This is a genomic window from Frigoribacterium sp. AC394, assembly GCF_979258095.1.
Genome location: NZ_OZ409834.1, coordinates 1,162,529 through 1,184,503 on the forward strand (window position 1 = coordinate 1,162,529; position 21,975 = coordinate 1,184,503).

Genomic DNA, 21,975 nt, shown 5'->3' on the forward strand with positions numbered 1-21,975 from the left:
GCAGGCTCCGGAGACGGGAGGCGGTCGCGGGGGAAGTCACGGAGGTGGAACCAATCTCGAGGTCGACACCGGGACGGGGAGGCAGGAAGCGACCGCACGAAGTCCGGGGAACCCGCTCAGCCTAAGCGCCGGACCACCGAAGGGTAAAGCCCGGGATGAATGTTGATGCAGGGCGGCCTGTCCCCAGTCGGGGTGTCTCAGGCGTTCACACGAGTCACACGAGTCACAGCCGTTCGCCGAGATGTACCCCGCGGCGTCCCCGCAGCGTCCCTGCAGCGTCCCTGCAGCGTCCCCCCGGACGGCAGGAGGCGCGGGCCGGATCAGACCGTCGGGCGGCCGCTCGGCTCGTCGTCGCGGTACGCCGAGTTGAGGCGTCCGAGCGACTCGGCGAGGGCTGCGACGTCCGCGGCCGCCCACCCCTCGAGGCGGGCGGCGAGGGCCTCGCGGTTGGCCTCGGTCGATCGGGCGAGGAGCGAGAGCCCGGCCCGCGTGACCGACAGCGCGCGCCCTCGTCGCGGCTCGCGGTCGTCGTCTCCCCGGATGAGCCCGAGCTCGGCGAGGTTCGCGAGCTGCCTCGACACCGTCGACCGGTTGAGCGAGAACTCGGCCGCGAGGTCGATGGCCCGTCGACCCGGCTCGGCCGCGATGACGTCGAGCAGCGAGTGCTCGACGAAGGTCAGCGGCGAGCTGCGGCGACGCGCCCGGGCCACGGCCCGGCGCGAGACCAGCTCGAGCTCGGTGTAGACGTCGTCGATGCCGGTCGGTGCGGGGTAGGTCACGGTCCGAGCCTAGGCTGCACGGGCGCGACTCGGATCGGGCGGGCAGACTGCGGCCATGGCGACGTCGCGGAACTGGTCAGGCACCCTCACGTACTCCGCCTCGCGCATCGTCAGGCCCGAGTCCGTCGCCGAGCTGCAGGAGGCGGTGGCCCGCTCGACGCGGATCCGCGCCCTCGGCACCCGCCACTCGTTCAGCGACGTCGCCGACGGCACCGGGGTGCTCGTGTCGACCACGGCCCTCCCCCTCGACCTCGTCGTGTCCGCGGACCGCCGGTCGGCGACCGTGGGCGCGGGCGCCACCTACGGCGCCGTGGCGCAGGCGCTCGAGGCCGAGGGTCTCGCCCTCGCGAACATGGGGTCGTTGCCGCACATCTCGGTCGGCGGCGCCGTGTCGACCGGCACGCACGGCTCGGGTCGTCGGCTGCAGAGCCTCGCGGGATCGGTCGCCGCCCTCGAGATCGTGGGCCCCGACGGTGCGATCCGAACGGTGCGACGCGGCGACGCGGAGTTCGCCGGCAGCGTCGTCGCCCTGGGGGTGCTGGGGGTCGTGGTGCGCATCACCCTCGATGTCGAGCCGTCGTACCGCATGCGGCAGGACACCTTCGTGGGGCTGCCCTGGTCGAGCGTCGACGACCACCTCGTGGAGGTCATGTCGGCCGGGGCCAGCGTCTCGTTCTTCCACGAGTTCGACGACCGCATCCGCGAGGTGCTCGTGAAGTCCCGGGTGCCGGCCGATGCACACGACGTGACGGTTCCCCGGCGGCTCTTCGGCGCCTCCCGGGCTCCGGTCGACGAGCACGCCGAGGTGACGGGCGGCTCGCAGACGCCGATGGACGGCAGCGTCGGCGCATGGCTCGACCGGCTGCCCCACTTCCGCCTCGATGCCACGCCGTCGAACGGGTCCGAGCTGCAGAGCGAGCACTTCGTCGCACTCGGCGACGGTGCGGCGGCGCTTCGGGCCGTCCAGCTGCTCGGAGACGACCTCCGCCCGCACCTGCACACCTGCGAGACCCGCACGGTCGCCGGCGACGACCTGTGGTTGAGCCCCACCCCGGTCGACAGCCTCGCCATCGCGTTCACCTGGCGGAAGCACCCCGTCGAGGTGGCGGCCCTCGTCGAGCGGGTCGAGGAGGCGCTGCGCCCCTTCGCCCCGCGCCCGCACTGGGGCAAGCTGACGTCTCTCCCGCCCGCGGCGATCGTGTCGCGCCATCCGCGGTTCGGCTCGTTCGTCGAGCTGATGCGCGACGTCGACCCCGATGGCACGTTCCGCAGCCCCTACATGGACCGGCTGCTCGCCTAGAAGCCCTCGCCGGTGGGGTCGGCGTCGGTGTCGTCGTCGAGCTCGGGGCCACCGACCGGGGCGCCCTGCCAGGCGACGAGACGCCAGCCCGACACCGGATCGCCCTCGAGCACGACGACACCGGTGTTCTCGAGCGGATGCTGCGCCACGAACTCGGCGGACCCGTGCGATCGGGAACCGCACCAGCCGCGGATCGCGGCACCATGGCTGACCACCGCGACCGTCTCGTGACCCGAGGCGACGGCGCCCGCCACGGCGGCGTCGAAGCGGGCGAAGAACTCGTGGCCGTCTTCGGAGCCGGGCATTCGACGGTCGAGATCGCCGGACACCCACGACACGACGGCGCCCAGGTAGGTCGACACGGCGTCGTGATCGCTGCGCGCCTCGAGCTCGCCGGCGATGACCTCACGGAAGCCGGCGACCTCGATCGACTCGAGGCCGAGCGCCGCGGCGAGGGGCGCCGCCGTCTCGTGCGTGCGTCGCAGCGTGCTCACGTAGAGGGCGCCGATGGACTCGTCTGCGAGCGCCGCGGGCACCGCTGCGGCCTGCCGTCGACCGAGGTCGGTGAGACCCGGGCCGGGTGCGGCGGTGCCGAGTCGGCCGACGACGTTGTCGGGGGTCTGACCGTGGCGGATGAGGAGGAGGCGCATGCCGACCACCCTAGAGGGGGCCTCCGACACTCCTCAGCGGCGGTCGGCGGAGGGGGCGCCGGCCGCCGCGTCGGCCGCGGCGCGCTCGCGGCGGGCCCGCAGCACGCTCCGCAGCCCGGCGATCAGGACGGGTGTCACCGAGAGCAGCACGAGCACGATGGCCCACACGTCGACGTGGTCGCGGATCAGCGGGATGCCGCCGAGCAGCGAGCCGAGCACCACCATGCCGACGGCCCACACGAAGGCGCCGACGACGTTGAAGAGGAGGAACTTCGGGTAGCGGTAGCCGGCCGTGCCCGCCGCGAGGGGCACGTAGGTGCGGACGATCGGGACGAACCGGCCGAGGATCAACGAGACGCCGCCGTACTTGGCGAAGAACGCCTCGGCCTTCTCGAGGTGCGCCGTCTTGAGGATCCGCGCGTCGGGAGTGAACCAGCGCCGGCCGAAGCGGTTGCCGAGGAGGTACCCCACCTGGTCGCCGAGGAACGCCGCGACGAAGGCGCAGAGCGCGATCGTCCAGACCTGCAGACCCAAGGCCTCGTGCAGCAGCCCGGCGGTGAACAGCAGCGAGTCGCCGGGCAGGAACGGGAACAGCACCCCCGACTCGATGAAGATCATGATCGAGATCCCGGCGAGGGCCCACGGCCCGAGTGCGGGCAGCAGCGCCTCCGGGTCGAAGAGCAGGAATCCTCCCGAGGCGGCGGGCAGGGCGGAGGCGAGGAGGGAGGCGGTGGTCACCGGAGGACTGTAGCGTCCGTCCCTTCGGACACCGCGCCTCCTCGTCCCTTCGGAGGACTCCCGCTCCGCCCGATCTCGTCCGCCCGAGGGATATCGCCCGTGAGGCCTAGCTCCTAGGCTGATGTCTGGACGAGGCCGCCGCTGGCGGCCCCACGACCTGCGACAGAGGAGACATCCCACCGATGATCGAAGCCCATGGCTTGACCAAGAGGTACGGCGCCAAGCTCGCCCTCGACGACGTGTCGTTCACCGTCAGGCCCGGTCTCGTGACCGGGTTCCTCGGACCGAACGGCGCCGGCAAATCGACCACGATGCGCATGATCGTCGGGCTCGACCGGCCGACGGCCGGCTCGGTGACGGTGAACGGCCGTCGCTACGCCGACCACACCGCACCCCTGCACGAGGTCGGCGTGCTGCTCGACGCCAAGGCCGTGCACAGCGGCCGCTCGGCGGCGGACCACCTGCTCGCCATGGCGGCGACCCACGGCATCGGCAGATCCCGCGTCAAGGAGGTCATCGCCCTGACCGGTCTCGAATCGGTCGCGAAGAAGCGCGTCGGCGGCTTCTCGCTCGGCATGGGGCAGCGCCTCGGCATCGCGGCGGCCCTGCTCGGCGACCCGGCCACGGTCATCCTCGACGAGCCCGTCAACGGTCTCGACCCCGAGGGCGTCGTCTGGGTGCGCACCCTGGCGCGGCACCTCGCGGGCGAGGGGCGCACCGTGTTCCTCTCGTCGCACCTGATGAGCGAGATGGCGCAGACCGCCGACCACCTCATCGTCCTCGGCCGTGGTCGCGTGCTCGCCGACTCCCCCGTCAGCGACGTCATCGCCCAGGCCTCGGGCGAAGCCGTGCGCGTCCGCAGCCCGCGGGCCGACGACCTCGTCCGACTCGCGCAGACGCACGACGTCGCCGTCACCCCCGTCGAGCCCGGCCTCGTCGAGCTCCGCGGCATCACCGCCGAGCGCGTCGGCGAACTCGCCGCCTCGTCCGGCATCGTCCTCCACGAGCTGACCCCGCTGGTCCGCTCGCTCGAAGACGCCTACATGACCCTGACGCAGGACTCCGTCGACTACCACGCCGGAGGCGCGCCCACCACGGCCGCGTCCCCCACCAACGAAGGGGCCCAGCGATGAGCACCAGCGCTCCCACCAGACAGTCCCGTCCGCGTTCCGCCGGGGGCGGGGTCACCTTCGGCGGCGTCCTGCGCTCCGAGTGGATCAAGCTCCGGAGCCTCCGCTCCACCGTGTGGTGCTTCGCCATCATCGCCGTGCTGATCATCGGCTTCGGTGCGCTGTTCAGCGCCGTCGCCTCCGGCTTCGAGGGCATGGAGTCCACGCCCGAGCAGCAGCAGTCGCTCGCGGCGTCGGTCACCACCATCGGCGTCGCCTTCGCGCAGCTGGTCGCCGCCGTGCTCGGCGCGCTGATCATCACGGGCGAGTTCGGCACCGGCATGATCCGCTCGACCTTCGCGGCCGTGCCCCGCCGCACGCCGGCGCTCATCGCGAAGCTCATCATCGTGGCCATCGGCACCTTCGTCGTCTCGGCGATCAGCCTCGCCATCACGTCGCTGCTCGCCGTGCCCCTGCTGCGCGGCGTCGACATCGACCTCGACCTCGCCGACGGGAAGTACTGGCTCTCGATGCTCGGCGCGGCCGCCTCGGTCGCGTTCATGGCCATGATCGCGTTCGGTCTCGGCATGATCATCCGCAACAGCACGGGTGCCATCGCGGCGGCCATCGGAGTCGTCTTCGTGGTGCCGATCCTGTTCTCGTTCGCCATGGGCCTCGTCTCGGGCACCTGGGTGTACTCGCTCAACGAGTTCATCCCGCCGACCGCCGCCTCGCGGATCTACGAGTACGTGGTCGACGGCAGCTCGATGCTGTCCGGTCCCGCCGTCGACGGAGCGATCCGTCTCGAGCCCTGGCAGGCGCTGCTCGTGCTCGTCGGCTGGGTCGTGGCGCTGTTCGCGGCCGGGCTCGCCCTCGTCAAGCGCCGCGACGTCTGACCCACCCGCACCGCGCCTCCTCGGCGCTGTGGACGGTCCGGTTCGACCCATCCTCACGGATCGGGAAGAACCGGACCGTCTCGTGCGTTCGGACGCACAGGCACACCCGCCGTCACCCTCGAGGAGCCCCATTTGACCAGCGCGACATCCCCGACGACGACCACCGAGCACCTCGACGACGACGGGACGGCGGCGCGCAACAAGCTCGTCATCGGCCTGCTGCTCGTGTCGGCGTTCGTCGTCATCCTGAACGAGACGATCATGGGCGTCGCCCTGCCGAGCCTCACCCGCGACCTCGACATCACGGTCACGGCCGGCCAGTGGCTGACCACCGGCTTCATGCTGACGATGGCCGTCGTCATCCCGATCACCGGGTTCCTCCTGCAGCGGTTCAACACCCGACCCGTGTTCATCACGGCCATGAGCCTGTTCAGCCTCGGCACCGCCATCTCGGCCGTCGCACCCGGCTTCGGCGTGCTGCTGCTGGGCCGCGTCGTCCAGGCCTCGGGCACGGCCATCATGATGCCGCTGCTCATGACGACGGTGCTCACCCTCGTGCCGCCGGCGACCCGCGGGCGCACGATGGGCAACATCTCGATCGTCATCTCGGTCGCTCCGGCGATCGGGCCGACCATCTCGGGCGTCATCCTCAGCGTGCTCGAATGGCGCTTCATGTTCATCCTCGTGCTGCCCATCGCGCTCGCCGCCCTGGCGCTCGGCGCGGCCCGCGTGAAGAACGTGACCACACCGAAGAAGGTGCCGCTCGACGTGCTGTCGGTGATCCTGTCGGCCTTCGCCTTCGGCGGCATCGTGTTCGGGCTGAGCTCGATCGGCGAGGGTGCTGAAGCCGCCGTGCCGGCGTGGGTGCCGCTCGCCGTGGGCGCCGTCGCGCTCGTCGTCTTCGTGCTGCGTCAGCGTTCGCTGCAGCGCCACGACCGAGCCCTGCTCGACCTGCGCACCTTCTCGTCGCGCACCTTCACCATCTCGGCGACCGTGCTCGGCATCGGCATGATCGCGCTGTTCGGCACGTTGATCGTGCTGCCGATCTACCTCCAGAACGTGCACGGCCTCGACCCGCTGTCGACCGGTCTGCTGCTGCTGCCCGGCGGGCTCGTGCAGGGGCTGCTGTCTCCGGTGGTCGGACGCCTGTTCGACAAGCACGGCCCCACCGTCCTGCTGGTGCCCGGCACCATCCTGGTCAGCGCCGTGCTGTGGTTCATGTCGACCGTCTCGGAGGCGACCCCGATCCCGATGATCCTCGGCGCGCACGTCGCCCTCAGCATCGGACTCGCGTTGATGTTCACCCCGCTCTTCACGTCGGGGCTCGGCTCGTTGCCGTCGAACCTGTACTCGCACGGCAGCGCCATCGTCGGCACGGTGCAGCAGCTGGCCGGCGCAGCCGGGACGGCGGTGTTCATCACGGTCATGACCCTCGCGACGACGGCCGCCGCGCGCGGTGGCGTGGTCGACGTCGCCGCGACCGGAGCGGGTGTCAGGGCGGCGTTCCTCGTCGGAGCGATCATCTCGGTGTTCGCCGTCGTCGGAGCGTTCTTCGTCCGCCGCCCCGCACAGGACGCCCCGCCCGTCGCGCACTAGCCCCGCACCCCCGGGCGCGCCCCGCGGCCCTGGGCGCGCCCCGGCCCCACGCACGGTGCGCCCGGGGCCACTGGCGTGGCGCCCCGGGACCCACGCACGGTGCGCCCGGGGCCCTGGAGCAGCGACCCGGGCCCCGGGCGTGGCACGCCCCGGCCCCCGGCGTGGTGCCCGCCCCGTCGGCGACGCCCAGCCTCCCCCGGCGCCGCTCACCCCGTCGTAGACTCCACCTCCCCCACGCCGCTCACCCCGTCGGCACCTCCGCCGGCGCCGCTCACCCCGTCGGAGGCTCCACCTCCCCCACGCCAGTCACCCCGTCGGCAACTCCTCCTCCCTGCGGCGCCGCGGAACGGCGAGCCGCCAGTGTCTGCGCCCGCGCGGCCCGAGGACTCGCGGCAGGCAGGAGTTGCCGACGCGTACGACGGGTCTCGGCCCTCCCGCGGTGAAGATCAGAGCATCGATCGCCGCTGCCGTCTCCTCCCACGTGTCGCGCACCATCAGCGTGCCTGCCCGGAACGGGATGCGGCCCTCGCGCGCGATCGCGGCGTCCTTGAGGCGGTCCTCGTGGAACCTCTTCTCGTGGTGCTGCCGCCCGTCCGTCTCGAACCCGATGATCCCGTCGACGACCATGTCGATGATCTTCCGCGAACGTCCGACGGGCACCTGGCGGCGCACGTGGTGCCCGGCCCACCTGAGGCGAGTGCCGGCGGCGCTCTCGAGAATGCTCTCCGCGCCTCCCTCGCTCCACGCGACGAGTCCCGCTGCGTCGGCGTGTTTCCGAGACAGGACCTCCGCGGCATCGTCGTCGTCGAGAACCACGCCGGCCTGCCGGGCCCAGTCCACGAGGATCACGGCGTCTTCGAGTGATCGCGCCTCGACGACGGCCCTGGCGAGAGCGTCACGGGGGTCGACCGACCAGGCGCTGCCCCTCTCGCTCAGATCGAGCGGGTCCCACACCACCCGGATGCCGCGACGCCGCCGGAGGCGCGAAGCCGTCTCGGGCACGGACACCGTGATCGGCGGACGCGTCCACGCCCAGGCACCCAGCGTGTGGAGAGCCGCGGCACCGGTCAGTCGCCCACCGATGCTGACGGCCACGTATCGCGGATCGGCTCGGTCCCAGGTGGAGTACCAGCCCCTTCGGGGCCGGGACACGCCCCGCGAGCGGACGGCGGCCGTGAGGTGCCGGTCGGTGGCCCCGTGAGCCACCAGGTCGCGCTTGTGCAGGAGGCCCCCGGCGGAGGTGACGAGTTCGGCGATCGTGGTCATGCCGACACAGCGTGCCCAAGACCCGCCCGGCTCCGTGCCGAAGAATTCGGAACTGTGGAGAGACGGGGAATTGGCCCGTCTGGGGACGAGGGATCGACCACGCACGGCCCCTCACGTTGGGATGACGAGACCCGGCGCTGGCAACTCCTGCCCCCTGCGCGCACGAGAGCAGCGGCCCGGCGAACGCACCGGTCACGACGACCGCAGCCAGGAGTTGCCGACCAGCCGCCGGAGAGGACTGCGAGTGCCGGACGCACCGTTCAGGTGCGCATAGGTACCGCCACCCGGGTCGAGACCCGGAGGCCGGCGTCGGAAACTCCTGCTCGCTGCCGCACGTCGCGGGGGCACCGCGCAACCCGGCCCGTGCAGGCGACGGGAGGCAGGAGTTGCCAGCGGGGGCGCGCGCGGGTGGGGACGGGCGCAGGGGGCGCGAGCGGAGCGGGTGGGGGGCGAGCGCGCGGGGGCGCGGGCAGGGGGGCGCGGGGGGCGCGGGGGGGCGAGCGCGCGGAGGCGCGGGCGGGGGGCGCGGGGGTGGGGCTAGGGGGTGGAGAGCTCGGGGGCGCCGAGGCGGAGACCGATGTCGATCAGGACGACGCGGCCCGCGAGCACTGGCCCGCTGCCGCGCAGGAGCCCCGCCTTGCGTCCGCCGAAGGTGACGGTCACGTCCGCCGGGAGCACCAGCTGGGCCGATCCGTCGTCAGGATGGAGGCCGCTGGGGAGGTCGACCGCGACCACCAGCGGACGCCCCGGCACCCCCACGGCGGGCCCCGGAGACCCCGCACCCCCGCCCAGCGCCGCCACCACGCGCCGTGCGTCCCCTCGCAACCCGCCGCTGGCGCCCGTGCCCACCATCCCGTCGAGCACCACGTCGTACCCGCGCAGCAGTCCGGGCGCCGCCGCGGGGTCCGTCCAGGGGCCCAGCGCGTCGACCGTCGCGCCGGCGCCCAGGGCGGCCGCGAGCCCCGCCTCGTGCAAACGCGACCCGGTGGGCACCACGGTCACCGCGCCCCGGGGCACGAACTCACGCGCCAGCGACTCGCCGGCGTAGAGGGCGTCCCCGCCGTTGTCGCCGCTGCCGACGAGCAGCAGGATCCGAGGGGCCGAGGAGGCGCGCAGCAGCCCGGACACGACCCCCGCGAGCCCGTCGGCGGCCCGTTGCATGAGCGGCTCCCCGGCCTCGAGCAGCGGCTTCTCGGCGGCACGGATCTGGGCGGCGGTCCAGGCATCAGTCATGCCTCCACTCTGCCCCTCTCCGCACGCGAGGCGCCGACTCGCCGCACGCGAGGCGCCGACGCCCGCCCTGCTGCCAGACTGGACGGATGCGTGCTCAGGCGAACAACCCCGTCGACGGAACCGAGATCGCCTACGAGGTGGACGGCGACGGCCCTCCCCTGGTGCTGGTGCACGGCTCCGGCCTCTCGCGCGGCACCTGGCGCGGGCTCGGCTACCTGCGCGATCTGCAGCGCGACTTCACGGTGGTCGCCCTCGACATGCGGGGTCACGGCAAGAGCGGCAAGCCGCACGATCCCGCGTCGTACGCGATGGACCTCCACCGCGGCGACGTCGAGGCGGTGCTCTCCGCGACCGGGCTCGAGCCGGCGCACTACGTCGGCTACTCGTTCGGCGCCCGCATCGGTCTCTCGATCGCGGCCCACACTCCGCGGCTGCTGCGCACGCTGACGACGATCGGCGGCAGCTGGGCCCCCATGAACGGCAACATCGGCGCCACCTTCGCTCCCGACTGGCACGAGGCGCTCACCACCGGCGGCATGGCCCGCTTCGTCGACCGGTGGGGCGAGACCATCGGCCGTCCGATCGACCCCGAGACCCGTCTCGCCTTCATGCAGGACGACCCCGAGGCGCTGGCCGCCTTCTTCACCGCGGCCGAGACCGGCGGCGGCCTGACCGTCGACCAGCTCGACTCGGTGACCGTGCCCACCCTCCTGCTCGCCGGCACCCGCGACGTCGACCGGCACCGCGAGTCGCAGGAGGCCGCACGGCGCATGCCGGCCGCCGCCTTCTACTCGCTCGTCGGTCAGGATCACGCGTCGTCGCTGCTCCCCGTCGATCAGGTCACCGACCTGCTCCGCACCTATCTCGAGGCCGTCGACGCCTGACCGGGCCGAGGAGGCGCGGCGAGAGCAGCCGAGGAGGCGCGGGGTGCGCGGACAGCGTGCCGGGCTGCCAGAATGACGGGACCATGGGCATCAGTCGTCGCGCGTTCCTGACGGGCTCGCTCTCGGGCGCCGCGGTGCTCGTGCTCGCCGCCTGCACCCCCGACGCGCCCTCCCCCGCGCCCACGAGCGGCGCTCCGACGCCGACCGTCGATCCGACGGTGCCCGCCGGTCTGGCCGCGGCCGGGTTCCTCCGGAGCTCGTGGGCCGACGACGCGCTGTCCGGCGGGTCGTCGAGCTACCTCGCCACCGGGTCGACGATCACCGACCGTCTGACGCTCGCCGGGTCGCTCGACGACCGCCTGTTCTTCGCCGGCGAGGCCGTCGCCTCCCGTCACGCCGGCACCGTCTACGGCGCGAGGGCCTCGGGCTTCGACGTCGCCGACGAGATCGCCGCGGTCGCCTCCGAGGGCGAGCGCGTCATCGTGATCGGCGCGGGCATCGCCGGGGCCACCGCCGCCCGCGCCCTGGCCGACCGGGGCTTCGACGTCGTGGTCGTCGAGGCCCGCGACCGGATCGGGGGCCGCATCCACACGGTCACCGACGACGACTGGCCCTTCGCCGTCGAGCTCGGCGTGTCGACCCTGTTCGGCGAGGCGGCTCCGGCGCTCGTCGGCGCGCTCGCCCTCGCGGGGGTCGACACCGTGCGCCTCCGCGAGACCAGCACCGGCACGAACCCAGACACAGGCACCAGCACCGGCACCGGCACCGCCCAGCTCGAGGCCCGCACCGCCGACGGAACGCCCACCGATCTGACGCAGGCCGTCGCGACCGCCCTGAGCACAGCCGTCTCCTGGGCCGAGAGCACCGACGGCTCCGACAGCGGTGCGACCGGCGGCGGAGCAGGCGGCAGCGGCGACAGCACGGGCGCAGGCCGCTCCGCCCGTCAGGTCTTCGCCGAGTCCGGCGCCGACCGGGTCTCGACCACGCCCGATGCGACCGGGGTCTCCGACGCCGATCGTGTCGCGTTCCTCCTCGACCGCGTCGTGCCGGCGCGGTACGGCGCCGAGGCCGGCGAGCTCGCGATGACGCAGGTCGGCGACGATCTGCTGCCTCTCGACGCGACCCTGGTCACCGGTGGCCTCGAGACGTTCGTGACGGGTCTGCTCGACGGCCTCGACGTGCTCCGCGGCAGCACCGTCGCCCGCATCCAGTACGGCGACCAGGGGGTGGGGCTCCGGCTCGCCACCGGAGAGTCGATGTCGGCCGACCGGGTCGTCTCGACCCTGCCGCTCGGTGTGCTCAAGCAGGGCGCGGTCGAGTTCGAGCCCGCCCTGCCCGCGGCCTACGCGTCGGCGATCGAGTCGCTCGGCATGGGCGACCAGGAGGTCCTCTGGCTGCGCTTCGACCGGGCCTTCTGGTCGACCGACGCGACCGTCTGGGCCGTGCTCGACGACACGGCGAGCGACCGCCTGTTCGTCAACCTGCTGCCGGCGACCGGCGAGCCCGTCCTCGTCTCGCTGACCGGCGGCGACGCCGGGCGCGCCACGGCCGCACTCGACGACGACGAGGCGGTCACCGCCGCCCTCGCATCGCTGGCACCCTACCTCGACCTCGTGTCGGCCTCCCCCGCACCCGGTGAGACCGGGGCACCCGGCGAGACCCCTGCACCCGGCGAGACCCCCGCATCCGGTGAGGCGACGCCCGGCAGCTGAGTCGCGACCGACCGGCGGCCCCCGACCGGCCTGCGCCGCGCCTCCGGCGAGAGACCGGCCCCGACCCTGATCGAGGGGATCCGAGGAGGCGCGCCCGGCACCGCGGGCCGGTTCCGCGGACGAAGACGGCTGAGTGCGACGAGCCCGACCGTCACACCGATGATGGTGCCGATCGCGATGCCGTTGTAGAGCACGAACTCGTCGGGCCAGCGCACCTGCGCCGGGTCGAGGAAGAAGTACGGGTACCAGCCGACCCGTGCACCGCGCCAGATCGTGAAGAGCCCCCAGACGATCGGGAACGGCAGCGCGGCGAGCACGAGCCGCCAGCGCACGCGCGTGCGCCCGGGGGCGAAGACCCAGTCGATCAGCACGAAGGTGGACAGGTAGAAGTGCAGCACCTGACTCGACCAGGGCACGCCGATCGTGTAGTTGTGACTGGCTGACTCGATGACGATCACGCCGTAGACCAGGCCCGACACGATCACGTACGTCGTCACGAGCGCGTGCAGCGAGGCGAACCACCGCGGCTCGGGCACCCCTCTGAGCATCAGCACGCCCGAGACGGTCAGCACCACGACGTTGGCGATGTTGCTCTGCTGCGTGAAGTAGCTGAAGTAGTTGATGGTGCTGAAGGTGCTGAACCCGAGCACGTAGACGAAGTACGAGACGAGGGCGGAGAGCCCCGCGGCGGCGGCGGCCAGCCGGAGCACGCCCACGAGTCGTCGCACGTCGTCACACACTCCCAGGCCGTCGTCTCGAAAGGACCGAGCGTACTAGCGCCCCATGACAGAGGCCGGGCCGCCGCGCGAGATGCGCGGCGGCCCGGCCGGGGTCCCAGCAGCGGCTGCTTACGGGATGTAGTTGAACTCGTCGGGGTTCGGGCCCGTGCGCTCGTCCTTGTTCAGGGCCGTGATGGCCGTGACGTCGGCGTCGGTCAGCTCGAAGTCGAACAGGTCGAAGTTCTCTTCGACGCGCGAGCGGGTGACCGACTTCGGGAACACGATGTCGCCGCGCTGGATGTGCCAGCGCAGCGTGACCTGAGCGGTGGACTTGCCGACGCGCTCGGCGATCTCGGTGATGGTCTCGTCTTTCAGGACGCCGCCCTGGGCGATGGGCGACCAGGCCTCGGTGTGGATGCCCTTCGACACGCCGAACTCGCGGAGCGCGTCCTGCGTGAGGTAGGGGTGCACCTCGATCTGGTTGACGACCGGCACGACCGAGCCCTCGGCGAGGACGCGCTCGAGGTGCGGCTGCTGGAAGTTCGAGACGCCGATCGACTTGGCGCGGCCGCTGGCGTAGATCTCCTCCATGGCCTTCCAGGTCTCGATGTAGTCGACGTCGATGCCGGGCAGGGGCCAGTGGATGAGGAACAGGTCGACGTAGTCCTGCTTGAGGGCGTCGAGCGTGCCGTCGAACGCCTTGAGCGCGTCGTCGCGCTTGTGGAAGCCGTTGTTGAGCTTCGAGGTGACGAAGATGTCGCTGCGGTCGAGACCGCTCTCGGCGATGGCCTCGCCGACGCCGGCCTCGTTGCCGTACATCTCGGCGGTGTCGATGTGGCGGTAGCCGACCTCGAAGGCGGCGAGCGTCGCGTCCTTCGTCTCGGCCGGGTCGACCTGGTAGACGCCGAACCCGAGCTGGGGGATCTGGATTCCGTTGTTCAGGGTGATGGTGGGGATCGTGGTCATGTCATAAGCCAACCACCGGGGCGGCTCGATGCTTCCAAGAAAGACCCTGGTGCTTGTACCCCGGGTGTGTTACTGTCATGAGTCGCTTGGAACAGATCCTCTCTGATCGTTCCCGGAACAGCTCTGGCCGAGTCCACACCGGCCTCCTGATCCGAACAGCCCGACGACACCATCGGAGCCACCCCTCACGGGTGCTCACTCCTCCGATCGTCGTGACACGGGCCCGACCGGACACCGTCCGCACCGCCGTCGCATCACGACGGCCCACGCAAGCCGAGACGCTGCGTGCCGTAGAGCACATCGAAAGAACCGAACATGAAGAGCACCATCACCACCATCACGGGCACGGTCACCACCGTCCCGACCCTGACCACCGCCCGCCTCGCCGAGTTCGTCGTCGTCGACGCCCGCGGCGCCGAGTTCGCCGTCCGCGCCTGGAGCGACGTCGTGACCGACGCCGTCCGCGTCGGCGCCACCGTCACGGTCTCCGGCACCGAGGGCTGGGTCATCCCCGGTCGCAGCTGGCGTCGCGAGCCGAGCCGCACCATCGTGCAGGCCTACTCGGTCGACACGGCGGCACTGCTGCTCGCCGCCTGATCCCGCAGCCGGCCACCCCGGCACCCGGCCCGCCCCGCGGCGGCCGACACGCACGCACCGCCCGACCGGCTCAGCCGATCGGGCGGTTCTGCGTCGTCCGCGATTCGGACGACCGCCCGCGACTCAGAAGGTCGCGAGGCCCTGCGCCCGCACGAGGATCGGCCGGTGGTCGGAGATGCCGGCCGGCAGCGTGACGATGTCGTCGATGGTGAGGCCGATGCTCGTCGCGAAGTCGAAGTGACCCTTGACGTACCGGTAGCCGAGGTAGGTCGGCGAGTCGCTGCGGGTCAGGATGAAGCCGTCGCGCTCGATCCGCTTGCGGAGCCCCTGGTGGAACCACGGGTAGTTGAAGTCGCCCACCATCAGCATGGGCGCGCGCGGCGCGAGCGCCCGCATGAGCTCGTGCGCCGACGAGACCTGCTTGCGGCGCAGCCCGTTCGTGGCGGTCAGCGGAGCGGCGTGGAACGAGCCGACCAGCACGTCGGTCTTCGACACGCGGTCGGCGAGGTGCATCGCCAGCAGCCGCTCGTGGGCGGGCGACATGACCCGGTCGTGCATCGACTTCTTCAGGGCGTACACCTGCGAGCCCAGCAGCTCGAAGCGGTCGGGGCGGTAGTACGCCGCGAGTCCGAGCCGGTTGTTGCGGGTCGACGCCGCCAGCACGAGGTCGCCCAGCCGCTCGGGGATGTCGTTCGTGTCGGCCTCCTGCAGGCAGAGCACGTCGGCTCGGTGGTCGCGCGCCAGGCCTTCGATCTCGCCCTTCGCCGTGTGCTCGCGGAGGTTGTAGCTGATCACGCGCATCGAGTTGCCGTCTTCTTCTTTCACGGGGACCGAACCTAGCCCACCGATGTTTCGACGACGTGCAGATTCGGCACGATATTCGCTCCGGGGACGGCAGGAGGCGGTCCGCACCTCCTCTCGGAAGGTGCGGACCGCCTCCTGGTCACCGTCCGCGACCGGTTCTCGGCGCGGGCGACCTCAGGCTCAGCGCCAGCGCGGCCACCAGTGGTGGATCAGATCGCCGATGGCGTTCCAGATCCAGCCGATGATCGCCCCGAGGTTCCATCCGCCGCCGGGCGTGCCGGGGTCGGTGGGCGGCTCCTCGGGCTCGGGCTCGGCGCCGGAGGCGACCGTCACGTAGGTGACGGTGCCCGTGTCGCCGTACGAGACCCGACCCAGGTAGCTGGCGTCGTAGTCGAGACCGGACCACGAGGTCGTGACCGTGGTGGTCTCGCCGAGCGCCGCCTCGATCGACGCGGGGTCGACCGAGAAGTCGCCGACGGCCTGGGCCGGATCGAGCAGATACGACGTCAGCGAGTAGCCGAGGTCGCCGGCCCCCGAGTAGAAGTCGATCATCAGCACGTAGGAGCCCGCCTCGGGCGCCTCGACGTCGAGCTGCTCGTCGGCCGATCCCGTGGCCGCGTAGTCGACCAGAGTGTCGGGCTCGCCCGCCGCGTCGGCCGAGTAGAGCAGCAGGTCGAGGTCGGCGGTGTCGTCGGCGGAGTCGAGCACGAACCGGCCGTGCGTCGTGCCCTCGGCGATCGTCAGCGGCACGAGGGCGGGGTCGCCGCCCGCGGTGCCCGAGCCTGTCACGACGGCGCCCTTCGCGAGCCCCTCCGCGGCCAGCGGCAGCGACAGCGCGTCGCCGGCCGTGACGTCGAGCGAGGCCTCGCCCGTCGCGCCCTCGCCGGCCAGCTCGGACGCGGCGTCGAGCTGCACGGGGCGGACGGCCAAGGGGCTCCGCACGTCGTGCGTGCCGTCGCTCCAGGTGAGGTAGCCCGTGGCGAACTCGTCGAGCGGCGCCGTCGTGCGGGTGAACTCGACCGTGTACTCCTTCTTCTCGCCGGCCGCGGCGAAGTCCAGCGTCGCGGGCGACACCTCGACCGAGACGCCGGGCATCTCGACCGGGGCGACGTTGTAGCTGCCCGCCTCGGTCGCCGTCACCGTGCGGGTCACCGTCGCGGTGCCGGCCAGCGAGCCGACGCTGATCGAGGGGAGGTTCATCGACGAGTCGGTGCCCTCGACCGTGTCGATCGAGTCGACGTAGGCCTGCCACTGCTCAGGGCCGTTCTCGTAGAGCAGCCCCGGCTCCAGGAACCTGGTCGGGTCGACGTGACCCGCACCCTGGGCGAAGACGTCGCGACTCGGCTGACCGTCCGGGCCGACGAGGTCGTACGCGGTGGTCATCATGGCCGACTTGACCTCGTCGGGCGACCAGTCGGGGTGCGCGGTCGCCGAGAGGTAGAGCGCGGCGAGACCGGCGATGTGCGGTGACGACATCGACGTGCCCGAGAGGAACTCGTACGAGCCCGCCTCGCCCGCGGCGTTCGCGCCGTCGGCGAGGATCGCGACGCCGGGTGCCGAGATGTCGGGCTTCAGGAGGTTGCCGCCGTCGGCCGTCACCGGACCACGCGACGAGAAGCCGGCGATCTGGGGTGTCGCGGGCTCGGGCAGACCCTCGGGGTTGCCGTCGAGCAGCGTCACCGTGGCGCCTTCGGTCGCCGCGTAGGCGTGCAGCGCGGTGTAGCCCTCGGCGTCGACGTGGACCGTCGGGATGACGTGCTCGTCGAGGTCGACGGAGCTCGGGGTCTTGTTGACCAGCAGCATTCCGATGCCGCCGACCCGGTCGACCTCTGCGCTCTTGTCGGTGCGTCCGACCACTCCGCGGTCGCAGAGCACCACGGCGTCGTCGGGGATGAGCGCGGCGTCGAGCGTGCCCGGCGTGCAGAGCAGGGCGTCGGCGGTCGACGCCGAGGCCAGCTTCACCGCCTGCGAGTCGACGAGCGTGCCGGTGAGGCCGTCGTCGCCGACGGGCACGGTGATCGAGCCGCCCAGGTACGAGGTGCCGTCGCCCGTGCGGGCGGTGGCGGAGTAGCTCGGGATGGTGCTCGCGGCCACCGTGGTGATCCACGGAGCGGCGTTGTCGGCCGTCGTCTCGGACGGGCCGTCGTTGCCGGCCGAGGCGGCGACGAAGACGCCCGCGGAGGCCGCGCCGAGGAACGCCTGATCGGTCGCCGAGTAGGTGCTGGTCGCACCGCCCCCGCCGATCGAGTAGTTGATGACGTCGACGCCGTCGGTGACCGCCGCCTCGATGGCGGCGATCAGGTCGAGGGTGGCGCAGCCGTCGTCGTCGGTCGAGACGCGGTCGGGGCCGTCCCAGCAGACCTTGTAGGCGGCGATCTTCGCGGCGGGGGCGACACCCGAGATGGTGCCGAAGTCGCGACCGGCGACCTGGGCCTCGACGTCGGCGTTGCCGGCCGCGGTGCTCGCCGTGTGCGAGCCGTGGCCGTTGCCGTCGCGGGGAGAGAGGTACTCGCCCTGCTCCTCGGTGCCGATGTTGCCGACGCCGAAGCCGTCGACGAAGTAGCGCGCGCCGATCAGCTTCGTGTTGCAGTCGGCCGCGGTGAACTGCACGCCGGTCTGGCAGACGCCCCGGAAGGTCCCGCCGTCGCCGCGCGGGAAGACCGTCGACGAGCCCTCGAGGTGAGGCTCGGTGGCGCTCGCCTCGCCGAGCGGATCGCCCGCGAACGAGGCGTTGCCCGCGGCGATGCCGGAGTCGATGATGCCGACGACGACCCCGTCGCCGGCGGCGTCACGGCCGCCGAGGGAGTCCCAGACGCCGCCCGCGCCCTGGGCGTCGCCGAGACCGAGGAACTCGGTCGAGGGCGTGGCCTGCAGCTTCAGCAGCTCGTTCTTCGAGACGGCGGCGACCGACGGGTCGCTCGCCAGCGACCGGGCCTGGTCGGCCGTGAGGTCGGCGGCGAACGCGTTCGTCGTGACCGAGTAGTGGGCGTCGACCGAGGCTCCGACCGCCGCGGCGACGTCCGCCTGGGTCTCCTCGAGGTGGTCGCTGTACTTCTGCACCGGAGCGGCGCGCGCGTCGAGCCGGGTGCCCTCGGGGGTGGCCGTCGCGGGGAGCCCCGCCGTGCCTCCCTCGTAGGTGGCCGCCGCGGGCTCGCGGAGGGTCACGATGTACTTGCCCGCCGAGAACGACGTGTCGCCGACGACGGCCGGACCCTCGGCGGCGAGGGCCGACGTCGCGGGGAGCGCGACGACTCCCCCGGCGACGAGAGCGGTCGCGAAGAGCCCGGAGGCGAGCAGCGCGGCGAGAGGGGCTTTCGGCCGACGAGGGCCGGATGGAGTGATCACGGGTGCCTTCCGACGCTGTCGCCCCCATGGCGAAGTCGTCGAGTAAGAGTTACCTGAGAATTCATCTGACCCTCAAGCGAGGGTGGTGGCCGAAAGCTGCCACTGGCCGTGCGATGCCGCATTGTTAACCTGCCGTGACCCGTTCGGGGGACACCGTGTCCGCCAGGTGGCCGACGTCAGAGCCAGCCGCGACGCGCGGCCTCGACCCCCGCATGGAACCTGTTCGTCACCCCGAGTTCGCCGAACAGGTCGTGCACACGGCGCCGCACGGTGCGCACCGAGAGACCGAGCCGCTGGGCGACCACCTCGTCGGTGGCGCCGGCGGCCATCAGGGTGATCAGGTCGCGCTCCTCGAGACTCGGCCCGCGGCGCGGCGACGCGGCGGCATCCGCCGGGCGGCTCTCGTCGGCGACCCGGGCGGCGATCAGCGACCAGTCGGGCGACCCCGAGCCCGCTCCCCCGGCGCCCGCGGTGGCGGACCGGTCGACGGGCACGGGCACCGCGGCACGCCAGCGCTGCTCGAACAGCTCGACGAGGGCCGCGACGAGAGCCGGCGACTCGGTGACCAGCGCCTCCGGGGCGGCGGGGTCGTGACCGAGCGAGACGAGGGCGATGCGCTCGTCGGCGACGGCGAGCTTGACGGGGAGGGAGTCGGTGAGCCGCGCCTCCTCGCCGTGACCGCCCAGGCGGTGGACGCCCTGCCAGCGTCCGTCGGCCGCGAAGCTGTCCATCGTGTAGACGGCCCGCCAGCGGACTCCCCGCGCGAGTGCGGTGCGCTCGGTGCCCTCGTTGCCGACCACGACGTAGGGCGGCCGGTCGAACGCGACGAACGACCGGGTCGCCGTCAGCTCGAGTCGCGTGTACCGGTCGCCGATTGCGGCGGCGCCGACCAGCGTGCGGGTGGCCGCCGACGGGTCGGCCCGGCGACGCGTCTCGTCGAACAGCTCGGCGAGGACCCCCGTGGAGGCGCGGGCCGAGGCGAGCGCATCGGCCCGCCTCGCGACGAGGGCCGGCACCGAGACCCGGGGGTCGACCGCCGCCCAGCGCGCCGGCGCGGTGACGCCCGGCGCGCTCTCGTGAACGAGCCCCAGCGCCCGGAGCCGCTGGAGACCGGCCTCGACCGCCGCCTGCTGGAGGTGCGGCAGCCCGGCGACGAGGGCGTCGACGCCGACGCCGTCGGACTCGGCGAGGACGACCTCGTACACCTCGGCGGCGACCGCGTCGACGCCGAGCGCCGAGAGCTCGGGCAGACTCATGCGCTCGACCCTAGCCGCGCCCTCGCCCGCCTCTGCACCCGCCGACGAAGGCCAGTGCAGCGCAGCAGGCGAGCGGCCTACGCGGCGGGGGTGAGCCGCATCGCGTCGGCGAGCAGCGCGACGGACCTGAGCCGCGCCTCCTTCGACGACCCGGCGTGGGCCACGATCAGCTCGTCGGCCTGCGCGGTGCGGGCGAACTGCTCCATGTACTCGCGCGCCTCGGAGGGGGTGCCGACCGCGGTGTAGGTCGTCATCGACAGCACGTGCTGCCCCACCGGGGTGCGCAGCAGGTGGTCGAGCTCGGCGTCGTCGAACTCGCGGGCGACGTCGATCTGACCGCTCTGACGCAGCAGCATCAGCAGGCGCTGACGCTTGACCACGGCGAACTGCGCGTCGGCGTCGTCGGAGTCGTCGGCGACCACGGCGTTCACGGCCGCGATCACGTAGGGCTCGGCCAGCTGCTCGGACGGCTGGAACTCGCGACGGTAGGCGGTCACGGCGTCGATCAGGTCGTTCGGCGCGAAGTGCGAGGCGAACGCGTAGGGCAGACCGAGGGCGGCCGCGAGCTTCGCCCCGAACAGCGACGAGCCGAGGATGTACAGCGGCACGTTGGTGCCGCCGCCGGGCACCGCCTGCACCCCGGCGATGCGCGACTCGCCGGCGAGGAACGCCTGGAGCTCGAGGACGTCTTGAGGGAACCGCTCGGACGACGCCGGGTCGCGGCGCAACGCCCGGAAGGTCGCCTGGTCGCTGCCCGGCGCCCGCCCGAGCCCGAGGTCGATGCGGCCCGGGTGCAGGGTCTCGAGCGTGCCGAACTGCTCGGCGATGGTCAGGGGCGAGTGGTTCGGCAGCATGACGCCGCCCGACCCGAGCCGGATGGTCTTCGTCTGGCTGGCGATGTGGGCGATCAGCACCGACGTGGCGCTCGACGCGATCGACGCCATGTTGTGGTGCTCGGCGTACCAGACCCTCCGGTAGCCGCTCGCCTCGGCCTGCTGTGCGAGCGCGACGGAGGCCGCGAAGCTGTCGCGCACCGTCTCTCCGGGGGCGACGGGGGCGAGGTCGAGGATCGAGAGGGGAATGCTCATGAGGGGGCCAACACCGAGGAGGCGCGGCGTATGCCCGAGGTCGGAGGCGCGGCCGTCGACCCCCGCACCACGAGCTCGGTCGGGAGGGACGCGACCGGGGTGGAGTCGCCGGCCAGCACCGCCTCGACCGTCGTCATGATGAGACGCCCGAGGGCCTCGAAGTCCTGCCGCACGGTCGTCAGCGACGGCAGGAAGTGCGCGGCCTCGGGGATGTCGTCGAAGCCGACGATGCTCACGTCGCCGGGCACCGAGACCCCGGCCTCGGCGAAGGCGTGCACGAGGCCGAGCGCCATCTGGTCGTTGCCGCAGAACACGGCCGTCACCTCGCCGGCGGCGACGCGGTCGACGAGCTCGCGGCCGACGCGGTGCCCCGAGCCGGGGGTCCAGTCGCCGCGCAGCAGCACCGACGGGTCGAGCCCGAGCCGGGTGCAGGCGCCTCGCCAGCCGCGTTCGCGGTCGCGGCCGTCCATCCAGCCCTCGGGGCCGGCCACGTGCGCGATGCGGGTGTGGCCGAGCGCGGCGAGGTGCTCGACCGCCGACTCCGCGCCCGACACCTGGTCGAGCGACACCGTGTGGTGCCCGGCCTCGGCCTCGCTGTCGGCGGTGACGAGCGGCACCGACACCTCGGCCCGGCGGAGCACCCGCAGCACCTCGGGGTCGGGGGCGATCAGCACGAGGGCGGCGACGTTCTGACCGAGCAGCGCGTCGAGGGCCTGCTGCATGCCCTTCCGGTCGGCGACGTCGAGGGTCGCCATCGACACCTGGTAGCCCGCGCGGCGTGCCGCGCCGTTGAAGCCGTGCATGGTGCTCGACGGGCCGTAGTACGGGAACCCGGTGCTGATCAGGCCGATCGAGGTCGTCTTGCGGCTGGCGAGGGCCCGCGCGGCCAGACTCGGCCGGTAGTTCAGCTCGTCGACCGCGGCGTCGACCTTCGCCTTCGTGGCCGGTCGCACCGACGGATCGCCGTTGACGACCCTCGAGACGGTCTGGTGCGAGACGCCGGCCGCTGCCGCGACGTCGAAGAGGGTTGCCACGTG

Annotated in this window: 19 protein-coding genes; 7 read left to right on the forward strand and 12 right to left on the reverse strand. The window is 72.6% G+C overall.

What is annotated here, in order from left to right; translation table 11 throughout:
• Window positions 1-320: 320 nt before the first annotated feature.
• Window positions 321-779, reverse strand: coding sequence for a MarR family winged helix-turn-helix transcriptional regulator (locus ACZZY9_RS05345; RefSeq protein ID WP_463463268.1), 459 nt, complete (start codon window positions 777-779; stop codon window positions 321-323).
• A gap of 55 nt (window positions 780-834) precedes the next feature.
• Between ACZZY9_RS05345 and ACZZY9_RS05350 the strand changes: the two genes are divergently transcribed.
• Window positions 835-2,079, forward strand: coding sequence for an FAD-binding protein (locus ACZZY9_RS05350; protein WP_463463269.1), 1,245 nt, complete (start codon window positions 835-837; stop codon window positions 2,077-2,079).
• Here the strand turns inward: ACZZY9_RS05350 and ACZZY9_RS05355 are convergent.
• Window positions 2,076-2,729, reverse strand: coding sequence for a histidine phosphatase family protein (locus tag ACZZY9_RS05355; RefSeq protein ID WP_463463270.1), 654 nt, complete (start codon window positions 2,727-2,729; stop codon window positions 2,076-2,078). The genes ACZZY9_RS05350 and ACZZY9_RS05355 overlap by 4 nt on opposite strands.
• 33 nt (window positions 2,730-2,762) lie before the next feature.
• Window positions 2,763-3,467 (reverse strand): DedA family protein, encoded by a 705-nt coding sequence (locus ACZZY9_RS05360; RefSeq protein ID WP_463463271.1) that lies wholly within the window; start codon window positions 3,465-3,467, stop codon window positions 2,763-2,765.
• Window positions 3,468-3,649: 182 nt separating this feature from the next.
• Between ACZZY9_RS05360 and ACZZY9_RS05365 the strand changes: the two genes are divergently transcribed.
• The 3 genes from ACZZY9_RS05365 (at window position 3,650) to ACZZY9_RS05375 (ending at window position 7,068) form a co-directional block, all read left to right on the forward strand.
• The gene (locus ACZZY9_RS05365) at window positions 3,650-4,600 is read left to right on the forward strand and encodes an ABC transporter ATP-binding protein (protein WP_463463272.1); all 951 of its coding nucleotides are present in this window, start codon (window positions 3,650-3,652) and stop codon (window positions 4,598-4,600) included.
• Window positions 4,597-5,472: an ABC transporter permease subunit gene (locus ACZZY9_RS05370; RefSeq protein ID WP_463463273.1), complete on the forward strand. Its 876-nt coding sequence runs from the start codon at window positions 4,597-4,599 to the stop codon at window positions 5,470-5,472. Before ACZZY9_RS05365 ends, ACZZY9_RS05370 begins: the two co-directional genes overlap by 4 nt.
• Window positions 5,473-5,604: 132 nt before the next feature.
• A complete protein-coding gene (locus ACZZY9_RS05375) occupies window positions 5,605-7,068 on the forward strand; it encodes a DHA2 family efflux MFS transporter permease subunit (protein WP_463463274.1) in 1,464 nt (487 codons plus the stop codon).
• Window positions 7,069-7,374: 306 nt separating this feature from the next.
• On the opposite strand, the gene ACZZY9_RS05380 is transcribed toward ACZZY9_RS05375, so the two are convergent.
• Both ACZZY9_RS05380 and ACZZY9_RS05385 read right to left on the reverse strand, forming a co-directional pair.
• The gene (locus tag ACZZY9_RS05380; protein WP_463463275.1) at window positions 7,375-8,334 is read right to left on the reverse strand and encodes a hypothetical protein; all 960 of its coding nucleotides are present in this window, start codon (window positions 8,332-8,334) and stop codon (window positions 7,375-7,377) included.
• A gap of 537 nt (window positions 8,335-8,871) precedes the next feature.
• On the reverse strand, window positions 8,872-9,567 hold the full coding sequence (locus ACZZY9_RS05385; protein ID WP_463463276.1) for an NAD(P)H-hydrate epimerase: 696 nt from the start codon (window positions 9,565-9,567) through the stop codon (window positions 8,872-8,874).
• An 86-nt stretch (window positions 9,568-9,653) separates the two neighbouring features.
• Here ACZZY9_RS05385 and ACZZY9_RS05390 point away from each other — a divergent pair, with 86 nt between their 5' ends.
• On the forward strand, window positions 9,654-10,451 hold the full coding sequence (locus ACZZY9_RS05390; protein ID WP_463463277.1) for an alpha/beta fold hydrolase: 798 nt from the start codon (window positions 9,654-9,656) through the stop codon (window positions 10,449-10,451).
• 83 nt (window positions 10,452-10,534) lie between these two features.
• Complete coding sequence (locus ACZZY9_RS05395) at window positions 10,535-12,163, forward strand: flavin monoamine oxidase family protein (RefSeq protein WP_463463278.1); 1,629 nt, start codon at window positions 10,535-10,537, stop codon at window positions 12,161-12,163.
• On the opposite strand, the gene ACZZY9_RS05400 is transcribed toward ACZZY9_RS05395, so the two are convergent.
• Both ACZZY9_RS05400 and ACZZY9_RS05405 read right to left on the reverse strand, forming a co-directional pair.
• Complete coding sequence (locus ACZZY9_RS05400) at window positions 12,052-12,891, reverse strand: Pr6Pr family membrane protein (protein ID WP_463463279.1); 840 nt, start codon at window positions 12,889-12,891, stop codon at window positions 12,052-12,054. The two genes, ACZZY9_RS05395 and ACZZY9_RS05400, sit on opposite strands and share 112 nt — an antisense overlap.
• Before the next feature lie 120 nt (window positions 12,892-13,011).
• Window positions 13,012-13,848: an aldo/keto reductase gene (locus ACZZY9_RS05405; protein WP_463463280.1), complete on the reverse strand. Its 837-nt coding sequence runs from the start codon at window positions 13,846-13,848 to the stop codon at window positions 13,012-13,014.
• A 315-nt stretch (window positions 13,849-14,163) separates the two neighbouring features.
• Between ACZZY9_RS05405 and ACZZY9_RS05410 the strand changes: the two genes are divergently transcribed.
• A complete protein-coding gene (locus tag ACZZY9_RS05410; RefSeq protein WP_463463281.1) occupies window positions 14,164-14,445 on the forward strand; it encodes a hypothetical protein in 282 nt (93 codons plus the stop codon).
• Window positions 14,446-14,568: 123 nt separating this feature from the next.
• Here the strand turns inward: ACZZY9_RS05410 and ACZZY9_RS05415 are convergent, their stop codons facing one another.
• The 5 genes from ACZZY9_RS05415 to ACZZY9_RS05435 form a co-directional block, all read right to left on the reverse strand.
• The gene (locus ACZZY9_RS05415) at window positions 14,569-15,270 is read right to left on the reverse strand and encodes an endonuclease/exonuclease/phosphatase family protein (RefSeq protein ID WP_463463282.1); all 702 of its coding nucleotides are present in this window, start codon (window positions 15,268-15,270) and stop codon (window positions 14,569-14,571) included.
• 159 nt (window positions 15,271-15,429) lie between these two features.
• Window positions 15,430-18,594 (reverse strand): S8 family serine peptidase, encoded by a 3,165-nt coding sequence (locus ACZZY9_RS05420; RefSeq protein WP_463463283.1) that lies wholly within the window; start codon window positions 18,592-18,594, stop codon window positions 15,430-15,432.
• Between the two features lie 176 nt (window positions 18,595-18,770).
• Entirely contained in the window at window positions 18,771-19,850 is a 1,080-nt protein-coding gene (locus ACZZY9_RS05425; protein ID WP_463463284.1) for a helix-turn-helix transcriptional regulator, read from the reverse strand.
• 77 nt (window positions 19,851-19,927) lie between these two features.
• Window positions 19,928-20,938 carry an LLM class flavin-dependent oxidoreductase gene (locus tag ACZZY9_RS05430; protein ID WP_463463285.1) on the reverse strand — a complete coding sequence of 337 codons (1,011 nt, stop codon included), beginning with the start codon at window positions 20,936-20,938 and terminating at the stop codon, window positions 19,928-19,930.
• Window positions 20,935-21,972 carry a LacI family DNA-binding transcriptional regulator gene (locus ACZZY9_RS05435; protein ID WP_463463286.1) on the reverse strand — a complete coding sequence of 346 codons (1,038 nt, stop codon included), beginning with the start codon at window positions 21,970-21,972 and terminating at the stop codon, window positions 20,935-20,937. Before ACZZY9_RS05435 ends, ACZZY9_RS05430 begins: the two co-directional genes overlap by 4 nt.
• Window positions 21,973-21,975: the final 3 nt, after the last annotated feature.